This window comes from Stenotrophomonas sp. a6 (assembly GCF_030913325.1).
Lineage (GTDB): Bacteria > Pseudomonadota > Gammaproteobacteria > Xanthomonadales > Xanthomonadaceae > Stenotrophomonas > Stenotrophomonas maltophilia.
Window position 1 is genome coordinate 569,166 of record NZ_CP133161.1, and the last position, 16,443, is coordinate 585,608.

Consider the following 16,443-nt stretch of genomic DNA (forward strand, 5'->3'; position numbering starts at 1 on the left):
ACGTCGTATAGAGAGATAACCAATGAAGATCGCCATTGCGGGCACCGGCTATGTGGGCCTTTCCAACGGTATGCTGTTGGCGCGCCATCACGAAGTGGTCGCGCTTGACCTGATCGCAGATAAGGTGGAGAAGCTCAACCGGGGCGAGTCCCCGATTGTTGACGCTGAGATCCAGCAGGCGCTGCAGAGCGGTACGCTGAACTTCCGCGCCACGCTCGACCCCGTTGACGCCTATGCTGACGCGGCATACGTGATCATTGCCACGCCAACCGATTACGATCCCGAAACGAACTATTTCAACACCCGTTCGATTGAGGCCGTAATCAAGCAGGTGCTTGAAATCAATCCGGCCGCTACGATGGTGATCAAATCCACCATTCCCGTGGGTTACACCCAGAATGTTCGTGCGAAGTTTGGTGTCGATAACATTTTGTTCTCGCCCGAGTTCCTGCGCGAGGGTCGCGCACTTTACGACAATCTGTACCCGTCCCGTATCATCGTGGGCGGTAGTTCGGCTGAAGCCAAACAGTTCGCCCAGATGCTTGAGCAGGGTGCGGAAAAGCAGGATGTGCCCGTCCTGCTTACGGATTCGACAGAGGCTGAGGCAATCAAGCTGTTCGCCAATACGTATTTGGCCATGCGCGTGTCCTACTTCAATGAGCTCGACACGTATGCAATGACGCATGGCTTGGACAGCCGTCAGATCATTGAGGGGATCTGTCTCGACCCGCGTATCGGGGGAGGGTACAACAATCCTTCTTTCGGCTATGGGGGCTACTGCTTGCCGAAAGACACCAAGCAGTTGTTGGCAAACTACCAGAGTGTTCCCCAGAACATCATCCGGGCAATTGTTGACTCCAATACAACCCGGAAGGACTTCATTGCAGGGGATATCCTGCGTCTGAAACCCAAGGTAGTGGGCATCTATCGCTTGATCATGAAGAGTGGGTCGGACAACTTCCGTTCTTCCAGCATTCAAGGAATCATGAAGCGGATCAAAGCGAAGGGCGTCGAGGTCATCGTGCATGAGCCCGTATTGGGAGATGCAGATTTCTTCAACTCGCGCGTGGTCAACGACCTTGAGGCATTCAAGCGCGAGGCTGACGTCATCATCAGTAACCGGATGTCCGAAAATCTCGCCGACGTATTAGAGAAGGTCTACACCAGGGACCTGTTTGGCGATAACTGACCATATCTACGGAGTTCATGTCAAGGCCGGGCGAGAGCCCGGCCTTATTGCTTTAACTCAAGTGAGTCCAAACCACGGCTCAGTCGCCCACATGAAACGGAAAGGCTTCGATCAGGCCTGAAGCCGGCTCGGTCTCACGGGCGCGGAGCAGAGTTTGACGCCGGACGATGCTGGTGCGTTGGTGGGTGCATCACCGTATGGCGCTCGGATGGGTCGCGCAGCATGCGATGGTGGCCTTGCTGCACCTGCAAAGGGGGGGGCAGTAATACATCCATGAAGTCAGGAATGCTTGGGCGCCGGAATGCATGGAGGTACCAGTAGTTCATTTCGAGTGCCGCGGCGGGATTGTTCCGCCACAACGACCACCGCTTCGTCGAAGCACTCGTAACTCGAAGCGCTCGACATCGATCTTGAATATGTCGCTCCTGCGAGCCTGGCGCTACGTATGACGTCACCAAAGGCCTCGATTCGAATGGGCCCAATTGCATGTACGGCGTCTGCCTGGTTCTGGTTAGCTTCAAAAGCCCCGGGAAGATTTTGTAAGGAAAAGGCTAGTTCAAATTTTACCGCGTGCTCACCCAAGCCGGCATATGCAAGATGACGTTTTTAAACCGCCAGCGCGCTTCACATTATCTCTGAAGAGTTGAAATGTCGTTGGTGATGGCTCGAAAGCGTGAACATGCTCGGGGATGCGGGATTGCAAGAGCGTAGTGAGGCCAACGTTGGCGCCCTCGTTCAGAAGGATATCGTGAGCCATGCCCGACAGACTCCTGATGGTGTCTCGCTAAAATGTTCCTTTCATACAGCTCATGTACAGCGCATCGGTCAAAACCCTATAGGGTTGTCCAATGAAAATCTCGGACCCATCTTCATACCTACCCTCCCCCTGCGCACTGTCTGGCTCTGCCAGACATCGGTGCAGCTTATCGCCCTGGTCTAGACAAAAGCGCCCGCTGCAGGGCAGCGGGCGCTCATGCCGAGATATTCTAAAATTAAGATTCTCGATCAGGCCCGGCCATAGCTGTCTTGGAAGCGGACGATATCGTCTTCTCCCAGGTAGCTGCCGGACTGTACTTCGATCAGTTCCAGCGGCAGCTTGCCCGGATTCTTCAGGCGATGGGTGACGCCGAGCGGGATGTAGGTGCTCTGGTTTTCCGACAGCAGGATCACCTCGTCACCGCGGGTCACTTCGGCCGTGCCGCTGACCACGATCCAGTGTTCGGCACGGTGGTGGTGCATCTGCAGGCTCAGCGTCGCACCCGGCTTCACGGTAATGCGCTTGACCTGGAAGCGCGCACCGTTGTCGATGGAATCGTAAGCGCCCCACGGGCGGTAGACCTTGCGGTGGGCCGCGGCTTCGCTGCGGCCGTCGTGCTTGATCTGGCCGACGATTTCCTTGACGTCTTGCACGCGGTCCTTGTGGCCCACGAAGACCGCATCATCGGTTTCCACGACGACCACATCCTGCAGGCCCACCATCGCGATCAGGCGATTGCCGTAGGCGTAGCTGTCCTTGCAGTCCAGCGCGATCACGTCGCCGTGGCAGGCATTGCCATCGGCATCCTTATCCGACACTTCCCACAGCGCAGACCAGGAGCCTACATCGTTCCATTCCGCATCCAGTGGGACCACGGCTGCGTCAGCCGTCTTCTCCATCACGGCATAGTCGATCGAATCGTTCGGGCTGGCGGCGAACGCCTCGGCATCCAGACGGATGAAGTCGTTGTCGCGTACTGCCTTTTCGAGCGCCTGGCGGCATGCAGCCAGGATTGCCGGCTGCAGCGTCTCCAGCTCCTTCAGATAGCGAGACGCCTTGAACAAGAACATGCCGCTATTCCAGAAGTACTCGCCCGAAGTCACATACTGTTCGGCGGTGGCCAGGTCGGGTTTCTCGACAAAACGATCAACGACGCGCACGCCTTCTCCGGCAGCGGCCTTGATGTAGCCGTAGCCGGTTTCCGGTGCGGTGGGTACGATGCCGAAGGTGACCAGCTTGCCGGCTTCGGCAGCGATGGCTGCCTGTTTGACCGCCGCGTGGAAGGCCGCTTCATTGCGGACCACATGGTCGGAGGGGAGGACCAGCATCAGGGCATCGTCGCCGCCGGCCAAGGCCTGCATTGCCGCGATGGCGATGGCCGGGGCGGTGTTGCGGCCAACCGGCTCGAGAATCAGCGCCTGCGGCAGCACCTTGCACTCGCGCAGCTGCTCGGCGGCCATGAAGCGATGTTCTTGGTTGGCGACCACGATGGGCGCTGCGCCAGCAATGGACGCAACGCGCTTCCAAGTTGCCTGCAGCATCGTGTCATCGCCGACCAGCGGCAGGAACTGCTTCGGGTACGCTTCGCGCGACAGCGGCCACAGCCGGGTGCCTGAGCCACCGGAAAGAATGACGGGAACGATGGGGGTCATACGAAGTGGTCCTTCTCAATGATTGGCTGGCGTGCCGCCAATCAGGGCGGTCAGCTCGCGGATGCGGTCCTGCAGCAGCGTTTCGTCGCCGCGCGTTTCAATGTTCAGGCGAAGCAGCGGCTCGGTATTCGAGCTGCGCAGGCTGAAGCGCCATTCTTCGAAATCAGCGCTGATGCCGTCGGTACGGTCCAGCTTGGGCTGCTGCGCCTCGAAGTGCCCCAGCACGCGTGCGACGGTTGCCTTGGCATCATCCACGCGGAAATTGATCTCACCGCTGCATGGGTAGGCCTTCATGCGGTCCGCCACCAGTTCACCCAGCGACTTGCCGGTGCTGGAGACCAGCTGCGCGATCAGCAGCCACGGAATCATGCCGGAATCGCAGTAGGCGAATTCGCGGAAGTAGTGGTGCGCGCTCATTTCGCCGCCGTAGATCGCATCTTCGGCGCGCATGCGCTCTTTGATGAAGGCATGGCCGGTCTTGCTCATGATCGGCACACCGCCGGCCTGCTCGACCATTTCCACGGTGTTCCAGGTTAGGCGCGGGTCGTGGATGATCTTACCGCCTGGCTGGCGGGCCAGCAGTGCGGTGGCCAGCAGGCCAACGAGGTAATAGCCTTCGATGAAATTGCCTTCGGCATCGAAGAAGAAGCAGCGATCGAAGTCGCCATCCCAGGCAATACCGAAGTCAGCGCCATGCTTGCGCACGGCATCACGGGTTGCCGCGCGGTTCTCCGGTAGCAATGGGTTGGGGATGCCGTTGGGGAAGCTGCCATCAGCTTCGTGCTGGATGCGAATGAATTCGAGCGGCAGGTGTGCGGCCAGTTCGTCGATCACCAGACCTGCGCCACCATTGCCCGGGTTGGTGACGATCTTCAGCGGCTTCAGGTTGGCCACATCGACATAACCCAGCAGATGCCGGATGTAGGCGGACTTGTCTGCATCCCGGAGGATCGTGCCTTGGCCATTGCCGAGGGGAGCGTCCGAGGCGGCGAAGTCGCGGATGTTGAACAGGCCCGTATCGCCACTGATCGGCTTGGATTCCTCGCGAACCAGCTTCATCCCGTTGTAGTCCATCGGGTTGTGGCTGGCGGTCACCATGATGCCGCCGGCGGCCTTGCGGTGGAAGGTCTGGAAATAGACCTCCTCGGTGCCACACATGCCAATATCGATAACGTCGCGTCCACTCGCCGTCAGACCCTCGATGGCAGCCTGCATCAGGGCGGGGCTGCTGAGGCGGATGTCGTGTCCAACCACTACCGGCCCCGGGCCCAGCAACGCAGCGGTGCCAGCGCCGATACGGCGGGCAAGGCGTTCATCCAGTTCATCTGGAACGCGACCACGGATGTCATAGGCCTTGAAACACGGGAGCGTCATCAATGCAGTCCTTACACGGGTTGACCCCTGATTATAACGACAGGCACTGCAAGGACGAGTGAGCCAAGCCGGCGTCCCTGCAGGCCATACCTCAAACTGGAGATGCCGCGTAAATCATTGATTACGCGGCACTTCTGACGACTGCTCAGCCCAGTGCCGTTTCCAGCTCCGGCAGGATCGTGAACAGATCCCCCACCAGGCCGATATCGGCAATCTCAAAGATCGGCGCATCGCCGTCCTTGTTGATGGCTACGATCGTGCCGGCGTCCTTGATGCCGGTCAGGTGCTGGATCGCACCGCTGATGCCGATGGCCACATACAGTTCCGGCGCGATGATCTTGCCGGTCTGGCCGACCTGCAGGTCGCTGGGAACGTAGCCGGCATCGACCGCCGCACGCGAAGCACCGACGGCGGCACCCAGCTTGTCGGCCAGCTGGAAGATGACTTTGAAGTTCTCTTCCGAACCGACACCACGGCCACCGGAGACCACGCGCTTGGCGCTCTGCAGGTCCGGGCGGTCGCTGGCACCGGCGGCCAGGCCGATGAAGCGGGTGTGGGTCGGCAGCGCGGCGTCGACGCTTGCCGCTTCAACGGCGGCACTACCGCCCTGGGCGGCTTCCGACCACGACGCGGCGCGCACGGTGGCGACCACGATCTGGTCGGCCGGGGCTTCCACGGTGATGATCGCGTTGCCGGCGTAGATCGGGCGCTTGAAGGTGTGGCTGCCTTCGACGGTCATCAGGTCGGAGACCTGGTTGACGCCGAGCAGGGTGGCCACGCACGGCATCAGGTCCTTGCCGAAGGTGGTCGACGGTCCGAACACGTGGGTGTAGCCCTTGGCCAGCTGCGCGATCTGCGGCGCGAGCACCTGGGCGATGGCCTGCGCGTTGGCGGCATTGGCCACGGTCAGGACCTTGGCGACGCCAGCGATCTTCGCGGCCTCGGCGGCGACCGCCGCCGGATCGGCGGCCAGCACCACCACATCGATGCTGGCACCGCTGATGGCGGCAGCGGCGCTGACGGTCTTGGCGGTGGCGGCGTTGAGCTTGCCGTCGTGGTGCTCGGCGATGACGAGAATCCTGCTCATTACAGCAACCCCTTCTGCTTGAGTGCGGCCACCAGTTCGGCCGCGTCCTTGACCATTACACCCCTGCTGCGCTTGGACGGCGCGGCGTAGTGGGTGGTCCTGAAGGTGTCGGCAGCTTCAACGCCGAGGTCGGCCAGCTGCAGGGTCTCCAGCGGTTTGGCCTTGGCCTTCATGATGTCTGGCAGCTTGATGAAGCGTGGCTCGTTCAGGCGCAGGTCGGTGGTGACCACGGCTGGCAGGTCCACTTCCAGCGTTTCCAGGCCGGCGTCGACTTCGCGGGTCACCGTGGCCTTGCCATCGGCAATCTCCAGCTTGCTGGCAAAGGTGGCCTGCGGGCGGCCCCACAACGTGGCCAGCATCTGGCCGGTCTGGTTGGCGTCGTCGTCAATGGCCTGCTTGCCGAGGATCACCAGGTCCGGCTGTTCCTTCTCGATCAGCTTGAGCAGGGTGCGCGAGGCGGTCAGCGGCTGGATGGCCTTGTCGGTGACGACGTGGATGGCGCGGTTGGCGCCCATGGCCAGACCGTTGCGCAGATGCGCCTGGGCATCGGCCGGGGCGATGGTGGCAACCACGACTTCGCTGGCGATGCCCTTGTCGCGCAGGCGCAGGGCTTCTTCCAAGGCGATTTCATCGAAGGGATTGGGGGACAGCTTGACGCCGTCGGTGACCACGCCGGAACCGTCCGGCTTGACCTGAATGCGGACGTTGTAGTCCACCACGCGCTTGTACGCGACGAGGATTTTCATCTGGTACGGGGTCCTTCAATAACGGGGAGAACGTCCGGTCCTCGCACAGCAACCGGTTCGGGGGTGGGATCCCGATTCTAGCTGGCCTTTAGGGACCATGCGAATGCGTATAGTTTTGCTGCGATGCCGCAAACTCGGGCTTGGACGTCGGCTTGTTCAGCTGATGAAGGCATCCTTGGGCCCAGCCCCGATGTATCCTGTAGAGCTGCATTCAGCCCTGTTGTGCGCTGAGGCACCATGATGACAGGAGAATGGCTGTGCCCACTTGGCTCGTCACCGGCGGCGCCGGATTCATTGGCGGTAACTTCGTTCTCGAGGCCGTCGCGTGTGGCGTCAAGGTCATCAACCTCGATGCGCTGACCTACGCCGGCAACCTGAAGACCCTGTCCAGTCTGGACGGCAATCCGGACCACGTGTTCGTGCAGGGTGATATCGGCGACAGCGCCCTGGTCACCCGCCTGCTGGCCGAGCACCAGCCCGATGCGGTGCTGAACTTCGCGGCCGAGAGCCACGTGGATCGCTCCATCGACGGTCCGGGCGCCTTCATCCAGACCAATGTGGTGGGCACCCTGGGCCTGCTGGAGGCGGTCCGTGACTACTGGAAGGCGCTGCCGGCCGAGCAGGGCGCGGCTTTCCGCTTCCTGCACGTATCCACTGACGAGGTGTACGGCACCTTGGGTGAGACCGGCAAGTTCAGCGAAACCACGCCGTATGCTCCGAATTCCCCGTACTCGGCGTCGAAGGCCGCCTCGGACCACCTGGTCCGTGCCTTCCACCACACCTATGGGTTGCCGGTACTGACCACCAACTGCTCCAACAACTATGGCCCGTACCACTTCCCGGAGAAGCTGATCCCGCTGGTGATCGCCAAGGCGCTGGCCGGCGAGCCGTTGCCGGTGTACGGCGATGGCAGGCAGGTGCGCGACTGGCTGTTCGTGTCCGACCATTGCGAAGCGATCCGCACGGTGCTCGCGAAGGGCAAGGTTGGCGAGACCTACAACGTGGGTGGCAATTCGGAAAAGCAGAACATCGAAGTGGTGCAGGCCATCTGCGCACTGCTGGACCAGCGCCGCCCGCGCGCGGATGGCGAGCCGCGCAGCAGCCAGATCACCTACGTGGCCGACCGCCCGGGTCATGACCGCCGCTACGCGATCGATGCGTCGAAGCTGAAGAACGACCTGGGCTGGGAGCCGGCCTACACCTTCGAACAGGGCATCGCCTTTACCGTGGACTGGTATCTGGACAACCAGGAATGGGTCAACGGCGTGCTGGATGGCAGCTACCGCCTGCAGCGCATCGGCACTTCTGCCTGACCCTGGGAGACGACATGACCCAACGTAAAGGCATCATCCTCGCCGGTGGTTCCGGCACGCGGCTGTATCCGATCACCAAGGGCGTCAGCAAGCAGCTGCTGCCGGTGTACGACAAGCCGATGATCTATTACCCGCTCAGCGTGCTGATGCTGTCGGGCATCCGTGAAGTGCTGATCATCAACACCCCTCACGAACAGGCCTTGTTCCAGCAGCTGCTGGGTGATGGTTCGCAGTGGGGCATGGATATCCAGTACGCCGTGCAGCCCAGCCCCGAGGGCCTGGCCCAGGCCTATCTGATTGGCCGCGATTTCGTGGCCGGCAAGCCGAGCTGCCTGGTGCTTGGGGACAACATCTTCCACGGCCATGGGCTGAGTGAAATGCTGCGGCGCGCTGATGCCCGGGATCAGGGCGCCACGGTGTTCGGCTATTGGGTCAACGATCCCGAGCGCTATGGCGTGGCCGAGTTCGACGGCGGTGGCAAGGTCATTGACCTCGTCGAGAAACCGACCAATCCGCGTTCGAACTATGCGGTGACCGGCCTGTACTTCTATGACGGCAACGCCAGCGATTACGCTGCCGAGCTGAAGCCCTCCGCGCGAGGCGAGCTGGAAATCACCGATCTCAACCGCAGATACCTGCAGCAGGGCAGCCTGCACCTTGAACCCTTGGGGCGCGGCTACGCATGGCTGGATACAGGCACCCACCAATCGTTGTTGGAAGCCTCCAATTTCATCGAGACCATCCAAACCCGCCAGGGCCTGCAGGTCTGCTGTCCGGAAGAAATCGCCTTCGGCAAGGGCTGGATCACTGCCGAGCAGCTGGAAGCATTGGCCGCGCCGCTGATCAAGAATGGCTATGGCCAGTACCTGCACAAACTCGCGCTGCGTGGAGTTGTTCCGTGAAAGTGATTGAAACCAGGTTGCCCGGCTGCGTGGTGATCGAGCCGGCCGTGTTCGGTGATGCGCGCGGCTACTTTCTTGAAACCTGGAACGCCGAGCGATTTGCCGCGCTGGGCCTGCCTGATCGCTTCGTGCAGAGCAATGTCTCCACCTCGGCGCAGGGCGTGTTGCGCGGGCTGCATTACCAGTGGCCGCGCCCGCAGGGCAAGCTGGTCAGCGTGCTGGAAGGCGAGGTCTATGACGTGGCCGTCGACATCCGTCGCGGCTCGCCGACCTTCGGCCAGTGGGAAGCGGTGGTGCTGAGCGCGGAGAACAAGAAGCAGTTCTGGATTCCGGAAGGCTTCGCCCATGGCTTTGCCGTACTCTCCGAGCGCGCGCTGTTCAGTTATCTATGCACGGATGTATACGTCAAGGAAGCCGATGCAGGTATCCGCTGGAACGATGCTGATATTGCGGTGGACTGGCCGATCAGTGCGCCGGTGCTCTCGGCCAAGGACGAGAACGCCCCCTTCCTGAAGGACATTGCTGAAGACCGCCTGCCGGTCTACGTGCCATGACCGTGCTGGTGTTCGGTGGCAATGGCCAGGTCGGCCAGGAGCTGCTGCGCGCGCTGGCCCCGCTGGGCAAGCTGGTCGCGGCCACCCGCAGCGGCGTCCTGCCCGACGGAAGTGCCTGTGAAACGGCCGATTTCGGCCAGCCCGACAGCCTGCGGGTATTGCTGGACCGCGTGCAGCCGTCGCTGGTGGTCAATGCGGCCGCTTACACCGCCGTTGACCGCGCAGAACAGGATGTTGATGCCGCCTTCGCCGCCAATACGCAGGCGCCGGGTGTGATCGCGCGCTGGTGTGCGGCGCATGGCGTGCCATTCGTGCATTACTCCACCGACTACGTGTTCGATGGCCAGGGCAGCGCGCCCTACCGTGAGGACGAGCCGACCGCGCCGCTGGGTGTGTATGGCACCAGCAAGCGTGATGGCGAGGAGGCCGTGCGTGCGGCCGGTGGTCGCCACCTGATCTTCCGCACGGCATGGGTGTATGCCTCGCATGGTGCGAACTTCTTGCGCACCATGCTGCGCGTCGGCGCCGAGCGCGATGCGTTGCGGGTGGTGGCTGACCAGATCGGTACGCCGACGCCGGCCGCGCTGATAGCTGATGTCACCTTGCAGGCGCTGCAGCATCCGGGGCAGTTGTCGGGTACGTGGCACCTGACCGCCAGCGGCCAGACCAGCTGGCATGGGTTCGCCGAAGCGATCTTCGCCGAGGCGTTGGCCACCGGCGTGTTGGTCAAGGTGCCGACCGTCGAGGCGATTCCCAGTTCCGAGTATCCGACCCCGGCCAAGCGCCCGGCCTGGTCGGTGCTGGACAACCGCAAGCTGCAGCAGGAATTCGGCATCGTGCTGCCGACCTGGCAGGACGGCCTGAAGCGGGTGATGGCGGAGATTGCCTGATCCGGTAGGCGGCGTGCCGACCAGCGGTCGGCACCCACCCCGACCCGCGGTCGGCAGCCTCCAGCGGGCGCTGGGTCAGTTGCGCCCGTACGTATCCTCGAAACGCACGATGTCATCCTCGCCCAGATAACTGCCTGACTGCACTTCGATCAGTTCCAGCGGCAGTTTGCCCGGGTTGCGCAGGCGGTGGGTCACGCCCAGCGGGATGTAGGTGCTCTGGTTCTCGCTGGGCAGGATCACCTCGCTGCCACGGGTCACTTCTGCGGTGCCGCTGACCACGATCCAGTGCTTGGCGCGATGGTGATGCATCTGCAGGCTGAGCGTGCCGTGATGCGCTTGACCTGGAAACGCTCGCCGTTGTCGATCGAATCGTAGGCGCCCCACGGGCGATACACCTTGCGGTGCCAGGTCGCCTCGCTGCGGCCTTCGGCCTTCAGCTTGGCCACCACGGTCTTGACCTCCTGCATGCGGTCGGCCTTGCCGACCAGCACCGCATCGTCGGTCTCGACCACGATCGCATCATCGAGGCCGACCATGGCCACCAGGCGCTGGGCATAGGCATAGGTGTTGCGGCAGTCGATGGCGATCACATCGCCCTGGTGGGCGTTGCCGTCGCCGTCCTGCTGCGAGACATCGCGCAGCGCGGTCCACGAACCGACGTCGTTCCAACCGGCATCCAGCGGGATCACGACTGCATCGGCAGTCTTTTCCATCACCGCGTAGTCGATCGAGTCCGATGGCACCGCCGTGAAGGCATCCCTGTCCAGGCGGGTGAAGTCGGCATCGCGGCGCGCCTGCTGCCAGGCCTGGCGGCTGCAGGCGAGCATCGTCGGCTGGAAGCACTGCAGTTCCTGCAGGTAGCGCGAGGCCTTGAACAGGAACATGCCGCTGTTCCAGTAGTACTGGCCACTGCTGACGTAGCCGGTGGCGGTGTCGAGGTCGGGCTTTTCGACGAAGCGTTCGACGGCACGCAGGCCCTGGCCGTCGGCAGCCTTGATATAGCCGTAGCCGGTTTCCGGGCCGGTCGGCATGATGCCGAAGGTGACCAGCTTGCCGGCTTCAGCGGCACTGGCGGCGGCCTGCACCGCGTTGCGGAAGGCCGCCTCGTCGGTGATCACATGATCGGAGGGCGCCACCAGCAGCAGCGCATCGGCGCCGTCCCGGGTGGCCTCCAGCGCAGCCACGGCGATGGCCGGTGCGGTATTGCGGACCACCGGTTCAAGGATGATCGCGGCCGGTTCGGCGCCAACCTGCTGCAGCTGTTCGGCGGCAACGAAGCGGTGTTCCTCGTTGGCAATCACCAGCGGGCCACGCGCCGTAAGCGGGGCGACGCGCTGCCAAGTGGCCTGCAGCATCGTCAGCTCGCCGGCCAGTGGCAGGAACTGCTTCGGGTAGGCCTCGCGCGAAAGCGGCCACAGGCGGGTACCGGATCCGCCGGACAGGATGACGGGCTGGATGCTGCTCATGCGGGCCTCGGTTACTGCTGGATCAGACGGGAAATTTCGTCGGTGCACGCGTGCATCAACGCAGCGTCACCGCGCGCTTCGACGTTCAAGCGCAGCAGCGGTTCGGTGTTGGAGCTGCGCAGGTTGAAGCGCCAGTTGCCGAAGTCCGCACTGATGCCATCGGTGTGGTCCAGCCTGGGCGATTGCGCCGCGAAGTGCTCCATCACGCGCGCAACTGCTGCCTTGGCATCGGCCACCTTGAAGTTGATCTCGCCACTGCACGGATAGGCAGCCATGCGGTCTTCAACCCAGTCGGCCAGCGAACGGCCGCTCTCTGAAACCAGCTGGGCGATCAGCAGCCACGGAATCATGCCCGAGTCGGCATAGGCGAACTCGCGGAAATAGTGGTGCGCGCTCATCTCGCCGCAGTACACCGCGTCTTCGGCACGCATCTTTTCCTTGATGAAGGCATGGCCGCTCTTGCACTGCACCGCGACACCGCCGGCCTGCTCGACCATGTCCACGGTGTTCCAGACCAGGCGTGGGTCATGCACGATCTTGCCGCCGGGATTGCGTGCCAGGATGGCCTTGGCCAGCAGACCGGCCAGGTAATAGCCCTCGATGAAGCGGCCGGTATGGTCGAAGAAGAAGCAGAGGTCGAAGTCACCGTCCCACGCGATGCCGAAATCGGCGCCATGTTCGCGTACGGCATCGGCGGTGGCGGCGCGGTTCTCCGGCAGCAGCGGATTGGGAATGCCGTTGGGGAAGCTGCCGTCCGGCTCGTGGCAGATGCGGATGAACTCGAACGGCAGGTGCGGGGCGAGCAGGTCGACGATGGCACCGGCGCCGCCATTGCCGGCATTGACCACCAGCTTCAGCGGCTTCAGTTTGCTGGCATCGACGTAGCTCAGCAGGTGCTGGATGTAGGCGCTCTTGTCGTGCTGGGCGGCCTGGCCGGCGCGCGCTGGCTCGGCCCCGGAGGTATCGGCGGCCACCGCATCGGAAATCGCGAACAGGCCGGTATCGGAGCTGATCGGCCGCGCGTTTTCCTTGACCAGCTTCATGCCGTTGTAATCCATCGGGTTGTGGCTGGCGGTCACCATCATGCCGCCGGCCGCGCCGAGGTGATCGGTCTGGAAGTAGACTTCTTCGGTGCCGCACAGGCCGATGTCGATCACCCCACGGCCGGTCCCACGCAAGCCTGCGGCCCGCGCATCTTGCAGCGCCGGGCTGGTCAGGCGCACCTCATGGCAGAGGACCACCGGACCGGGAGCGAGCTGTGCGGCCAGGGCGACGCCGATGCGACGGGCCAGATCCTCGTTCAGTTCCTCGGGCACGCGACTACGGATGTCATTGGCCTTGAAGGCGGGTAGGTGCATCGAAGTCCATCCGGATAGAGAAACCTGATTACGGCGGGAGGGTCTGCAAACGGTCGGCGAGCCAAGGCGCCCGGCCGGTAGCGTCGGCTTTGGAGTGGGGCCGGCCGATTCCCCGTCGATGGGCCATGGCCAGCAGGCAGTTCGCATACAATTGCGCGCTGACGACCGAGGACATGGCCCGCGTGGCCATCGCCGATTGGCCTGCTGTTCCAGAAGGATCGAGGTTTGCTTTGAAATTCACTCACGATCAGAAACGCGTGCTGGTGACCGGTGGCGCGGGCTTCCTCGGGTCGCATCTGTGCGATCGGCTCATCGCGGGCGGCCATGACGTCCTCTGCGTGGACAACTTCTACACCGGCAGCAAGGCGAACGTGGATGGGCTGCTGGGCCACCCACGGTTCGAGCTCATGCGCCATGACGTGACGTTCCCGCTCTATGTGGAAGTGGACCGGATCTTCAACCTGGCCTGTCCGGCGTCACCGATCCACTACCAGCAGGACCCGGTGCAGACCACCAAGACCAGCGTGCATGGCGCGATCAACATGCTTGGCCTGGCCAAGCGCCTGCGCGCGCGCATCCTGCAGGCCAGCACCAGCGAGGTGTATGGCGACCCGGAAATCCACCCACAGGTGGAAGGCTACTGGGGCCGGGTCAACCCGATCGGCATCCGCAGCTGCTATGACGAGGGCAAGCGTTGCGCCGAAACGCTGTTCTTCGACTACTGGCGCCAGCACCAGTTGGAGATCAAGGTCATGCGCATCTTCAACACGTATGGTCCGCGCATGCATCCCAATGACGGCCGGGCGGTCAGCAACTTCATCGTGCAGGCGCTGAAGGGCGAGCCGATCACCATCTATGGCGATGGCAGCCAGACGCGCAGCTTCTGCTATGTCGATGACCTGATCGAGGGCATGTTGCGGCTGATGGACTCGCCGGCTGATCTCGCCGGTCCGATCAATATCGGCAATCCGTCCGAGTACACCATGCTGGAACTGGCCGAGACCGTGCTCCGCTTGGTCGGCGGCGCGTCGAAGATCGAGTACCGCCCGCTGCCCTCGGATGATCCACGCCAACGCCAGCCGGATATCAGCCTGGCCAAAGCGGATCTGGGCTGGGAGCCCAAGGTCGGCCTGGAGGACGGCCTGAAGGAGACCATCGCCTATTTCCGCCATCGCTTGCAGGCCTGAGGTGGCGACGATGCGCAAGATCGTGGTGATGCCGGTCTACGAGGACCTGGAAGCCTCCTCGAAGCTTTTCGTCGAGCTCGCCCGCACCCAGGGTCCGGACACCTATGTGGTGGCCGTGGACGACGGCTCGGTGCGGCAGCCATTGCCGATCAGCGCCATTGAGGCTTCGGGGCTGGAAGGCGTGGTGATCCGCCTGCGTCGCAATGTCGGGCATCAGCGTGCGATCGCCATCGGCCTGGGCTATGTGGCCGAGCACTTCGATGGCAATGATATTGTCGTGGTGATGGATTCCGATGGCGAGGATACGCCGGAGAGCATCACCGAGCTGGTGGCGGGCCTGGAATCGGCCGATGTCGACGTGGTGGTGGCCAGCCGTCGCAGCCGGGTCGAATCGCTGAAGTTCAAGTCGTTCTACATCGTCTACAAGCTGCTGTTCTCGCTGCTCAGCGGACGCCAGATCAGCTTCGGCAACTTCATGGCGGCGAAGATGCCGGCGGTGCGCCGGTTGGCATCGATGCAGGAGCTGTGGATCCACGTTGCAGCCTGCGTACTGGGCTCGAAGCTGCGCGTGCAGACCTGTGCGCTGGATCGTGGTCCGCGCTATGCCGGCCGCAGCAAGATGAACTTCGTCGGCCTGGCCCTGCACGGATTCCGTGCACTGATGGTGTTTGCCGAGGATGTACTGGTACGCGTGGGCATCGCCTGCACCATGGTGGCGGCACTGTCGATCATCGGCGGGATCGTTGCCACCGGGCTGAAGATGCTGGGCTTTGCATCGCAGGGCTGGTTCTCGCTGGCATTCGGCATCCTGGTGCTGGTGTTCCTGCAGACCGCGGCACTGACGCTGATCATCCTGATGTTGTCGGGGATGATGCGCGGCGGTGGCGTCATGAGCGTGGGCAGCTATCGCGAATTCGTTGACGAGGTCCTGCATGCCGGCCGTCGCAGTGGCTAAGGATGCGCTGGGCGGACAGGCCGTCCGCTACGTGATCAATGGCCTGGTCGCCACCGCGGTGCACTATGGAGTGCTGCACTTCAACATCGAGGTGCTGCACGTCCCGCTGGCCGCGATGGCCAACGCGATTGCAGCGGTCTTTGGCATCACTGTGTCGTTCCTCGGCAGCCGCTACTTCGTTTTCCATGGCAGGCAGGGCAGCCTGGCGCGGCAGGGCTCGCTGTTCCTGCTGATCTACGCCGCGATCGCCGTCCTGCATGCGCTGGTGATGTACGTCTGGGCCGATCGATGGGGCCTGGACTACCGCGCAGGGTTCGTGCTGGCGACCGGAATGCAGATGGCCGTCAGCTTCGTCGCCAACAAGTTCCTGGTGTTCAAATGAACAAATATCTGCGTGCCGCGCTGGCAACCCTTGCATTCATTGCCGCCCTGCTGCTGGTCTACTACGTCCACATGCGCCAGTTCCGCGTGAACGTGGTGCTGTATGCCAGCATCCTCGACGCGGTGATCGCAGTGGTGGTGGTGTTTGCGGGCCTGTATGCATTGAAGTGGTTCAGGGATTTCAGCCGCCTCGAGCTGATCCAGCTGGCCGCCATCTGGTTGCTGGGAGGCTACGTGTTCGCGATCTCGGTCCCGACCGTCATCGACCGCTCGCTGTCCTTCTACATCCTGGAGAAACTGCAACAGCGTGGCGGTGGGATACGCGAAGACGCGTTCCGCCAGGTGTTCACTGAAGAGTACGTCCGCGAGCATCACCTGGTGGAAGTGCGCCTGACCGAGCAGCTGCAGTCCGGAACCGTGCAGATCCATGATGGTTGTGTGCGGTTGACCGCGCGCGGCGAGCGCCTCGCATCGTTCGGCCGCTTCTACCGGCAGAACCTGCTGCCGACCCACCGCCTGCTGATGGGGCAGTACACCGATGCGCTCACTGATCCTTTCCGCGACAGCCGGATGCCGTCCGACTACCGTTGCCAATAGCCTGGGTGCTGCTGGCGCATTGGTTTTTCCGTTGG

The 16,443-nt window shown here is 62.8% G+C and carries 14 protein-coding genes and 1 pseudogene; 9 read left to right on the forward strand and 6 right to left on the reverse strand.

Going from position 1 to position 16,443, the window contains the following annotated elements:
- Positions 1 to 22: 22 nt before the first annotated feature.
- On the forward strand, positions 23 to 1,189 hold the full coding sequence (locus Q9Q79_RS02635) for a nucleotide sugar dehydrogenase (RefSeq protein ID WP_197596600.1): 1,167 nt from the start codon (positions 23 to 25) through the stop codon (positions 1,187 to 1,189).
- A 1,005-nt stretch (positions 1,190 to 2,194) separates the two neighbouring features.
- Here the strand turns inward: Q9Q79_RS02635 and Q9Q79_RS02640 are convergent.
- The 4 genes from Q9Q79_RS02640 to Q9Q79_RS02655 all read right to left on the reverse strand — a co-directional run bounded on the left by Q9Q79_RS02640 (position 2,195) and on the right by Q9Q79_RS02655 (position 6,805).
- The gene (locus Q9Q79_RS02640; RefSeq protein WP_161770826.1) at positions 2,195 to 3,598 is read right to left on the reverse strand and encodes a mannose-1-phosphate guanylyltransferase/mannose-6-phosphate isomerase; all 1,404 of its coding nucleotides are present in this window, start codon (positions 3,596 to 3,598) and stop codon (positions 2,195 to 2,197) included.
- Positions 3,599 to 3,613: 15 nt separating this feature from the next.
- On the reverse strand, positions 3,614 to 4,972 hold the full coding sequence (locus Q9Q79_RS02645; RefSeq protein WP_161770825.1) for a phosphomannomutase: 1,359 nt from the start codon (positions 4,970 to 4,972) through the stop codon (positions 3,614 to 3,616).
- A 145-nt stretch (positions 4,973 to 5,117) separates the two neighbouring features.
- On the reverse strand, positions 5,118 to 6,059 hold the full coding sequence (locus Q9Q79_RS02650) for an electron transfer flavoprotein subunit alpha/FixB family protein (RefSeq protein WP_201862489.1): 942 nt from the start codon (positions 6,057 to 6,059) through the stop codon (positions 5,118 to 5,120).
- Positions 6,059 to 6,805, reverse strand: a complete 747-nt coding sequence (locus Q9Q79_RS02655) for an electron transfer flavoprotein subunit beta/FixA family protein (RefSeq protein WP_161771833.1) — start codon at positions 6,803 to 6,805, stop codon at positions 6,059 to 6,061. Before Q9Q79_RS02655 ends, Q9Q79_RS02650 begins: the two co-directional genes overlap by 1 nt.
- 257 nt (positions 6,806 to 7,062) lie before the next feature.
- Here Q9Q79_RS02655 and rfbB point away from each other — a divergent pair, with 257 nt between their 5' ends.
- From rfbB to rfbD, 4 genes are read left to right on the forward strand one after another with little or no spacing between them, the layout of a single operon-like run.
- On the forward strand, positions 7,063 to 8,118 hold the full coding sequence (gene rfbB / locus Q9Q79_RS02660; protein WP_161771834.1) for a dTDP-glucose 4,6-dehydratase: 1,056 nt from the start codon (positions 7,063 to 7,065) through the stop codon (positions 8,116 to 8,118).
- Positions 8,119 to 8,132: 14 nt separating this feature from the next.
- A complete protein-coding gene (gene rfbA / locus Q9Q79_RS02665) occupies positions 8,133 to 9,020 on the forward strand; it encodes a glucose-1-phosphate thymidylyltransferase RfbA (RefSeq protein ID WP_161771835.1) in 888 nt (295 codons plus the stop codon).
- Complete coding sequence (gene rfbC / locus Q9Q79_RS02670) at positions 9,017 to 9,574, forward strand: dTDP-4-dehydrorhamnose 3,5-epimerase (protein ID WP_183153759.1); 558 nt, start codon at positions 9,017 to 9,019, stop codon at positions 9,572 to 9,574. The genes rfbA and rfbC overlap by 4 nt, the downstream gene beginning before the upstream one ends.
- A complete protein-coding gene (rfbD, locus tag Q9Q79_RS02675) occupies positions 9,571 to 10,464 on the forward strand; it encodes a dTDP-4-dehydrorhamnose reductase (RefSeq protein ID WP_183153760.1) in 894 nt (297 codons plus the stop codon). Before rfbC ends, rfbD begins: the two co-directional genes overlap by 4 nt.
- 75 nt (positions 10,465 to 10,539) lie before the next feature.
- Here the strand turns inward: rfbD and Q9Q79_RS02680 are convergent.
- Positions 10,540 to 11,930: pseudogene (locus Q9Q79_RS02680) on the reverse strand (mannose-1-phosphate guanylyltransferase/mannose-6-phosphate isomerase).
- Positions 11,931 to 11,941: 11 nt separating this feature from the next.
- Positions 11,942 to 13,288, reverse strand: a complete 1,347-nt coding sequence (locus Q9Q79_RS02685; protein ID WP_183153761.1) for a phosphomannomutase — start codon at positions 13,286 to 13,288, stop codon at positions 11,942 to 11,944.
- 230 nt (positions 13,289 to 13,518) lie between these two features.
- Between Q9Q79_RS02685 and Q9Q79_RS02690 the strand changes: the two genes are divergently transcribed.
- Genes Q9Q79_RS02690 through Q9Q79_RS02705 form a run of 4 tightly spaced genes read left to right on the forward strand, consistent with a single transcriptional unit; the run spans position 13,519 to position 16,408 of the window.
- Entirely contained in the window at positions 13,519 to 14,475 is a 957-nt protein-coding gene (locus Q9Q79_RS02690) for a UDP-glucuronic acid decarboxylase family protein (protein WP_161771773.1), read from the forward strand.
- 10 nt (positions 14,476 to 14,485) lie between these two features.
- Positions 14,486 to 15,430 carry a glycosyltransferase gene (locus Q9Q79_RS02695; RefSeq protein WP_111173909.1) on the forward strand — a complete coding sequence of 315 codons (945 nt, stop codon included), beginning with the start codon at positions 14,486 to 14,488 and terminating at the stop codon, positions 15,428 to 15,430.
- Positions 15,408 to 15,812, forward strand: coding sequence for a GtrA family protein (locus tag Q9Q79_RS02700; protein ID WP_100438856.1), 405 nt, complete (start codon positions 15,408 to 15,410; stop codon positions 15,810 to 15,812). The genes Q9Q79_RS02695 and Q9Q79_RS02700 overlap by 23 nt, the downstream gene beginning before the upstream one ends.
- Positions 15,809 to 16,408, forward strand: a complete 600-nt coding sequence (locus tag Q9Q79_RS02705) for a hypothetical protein (RefSeq protein WP_005407993.1) — start codon at positions 15,809 to 15,811, stop codon at positions 16,406 to 16,408. The genes Q9Q79_RS02700 and Q9Q79_RS02705 overlap by 4 nt, the downstream gene beginning before the upstream one ends.
- Positions 16,409 to 16,443 lie beyond the last annotated feature (35 nt).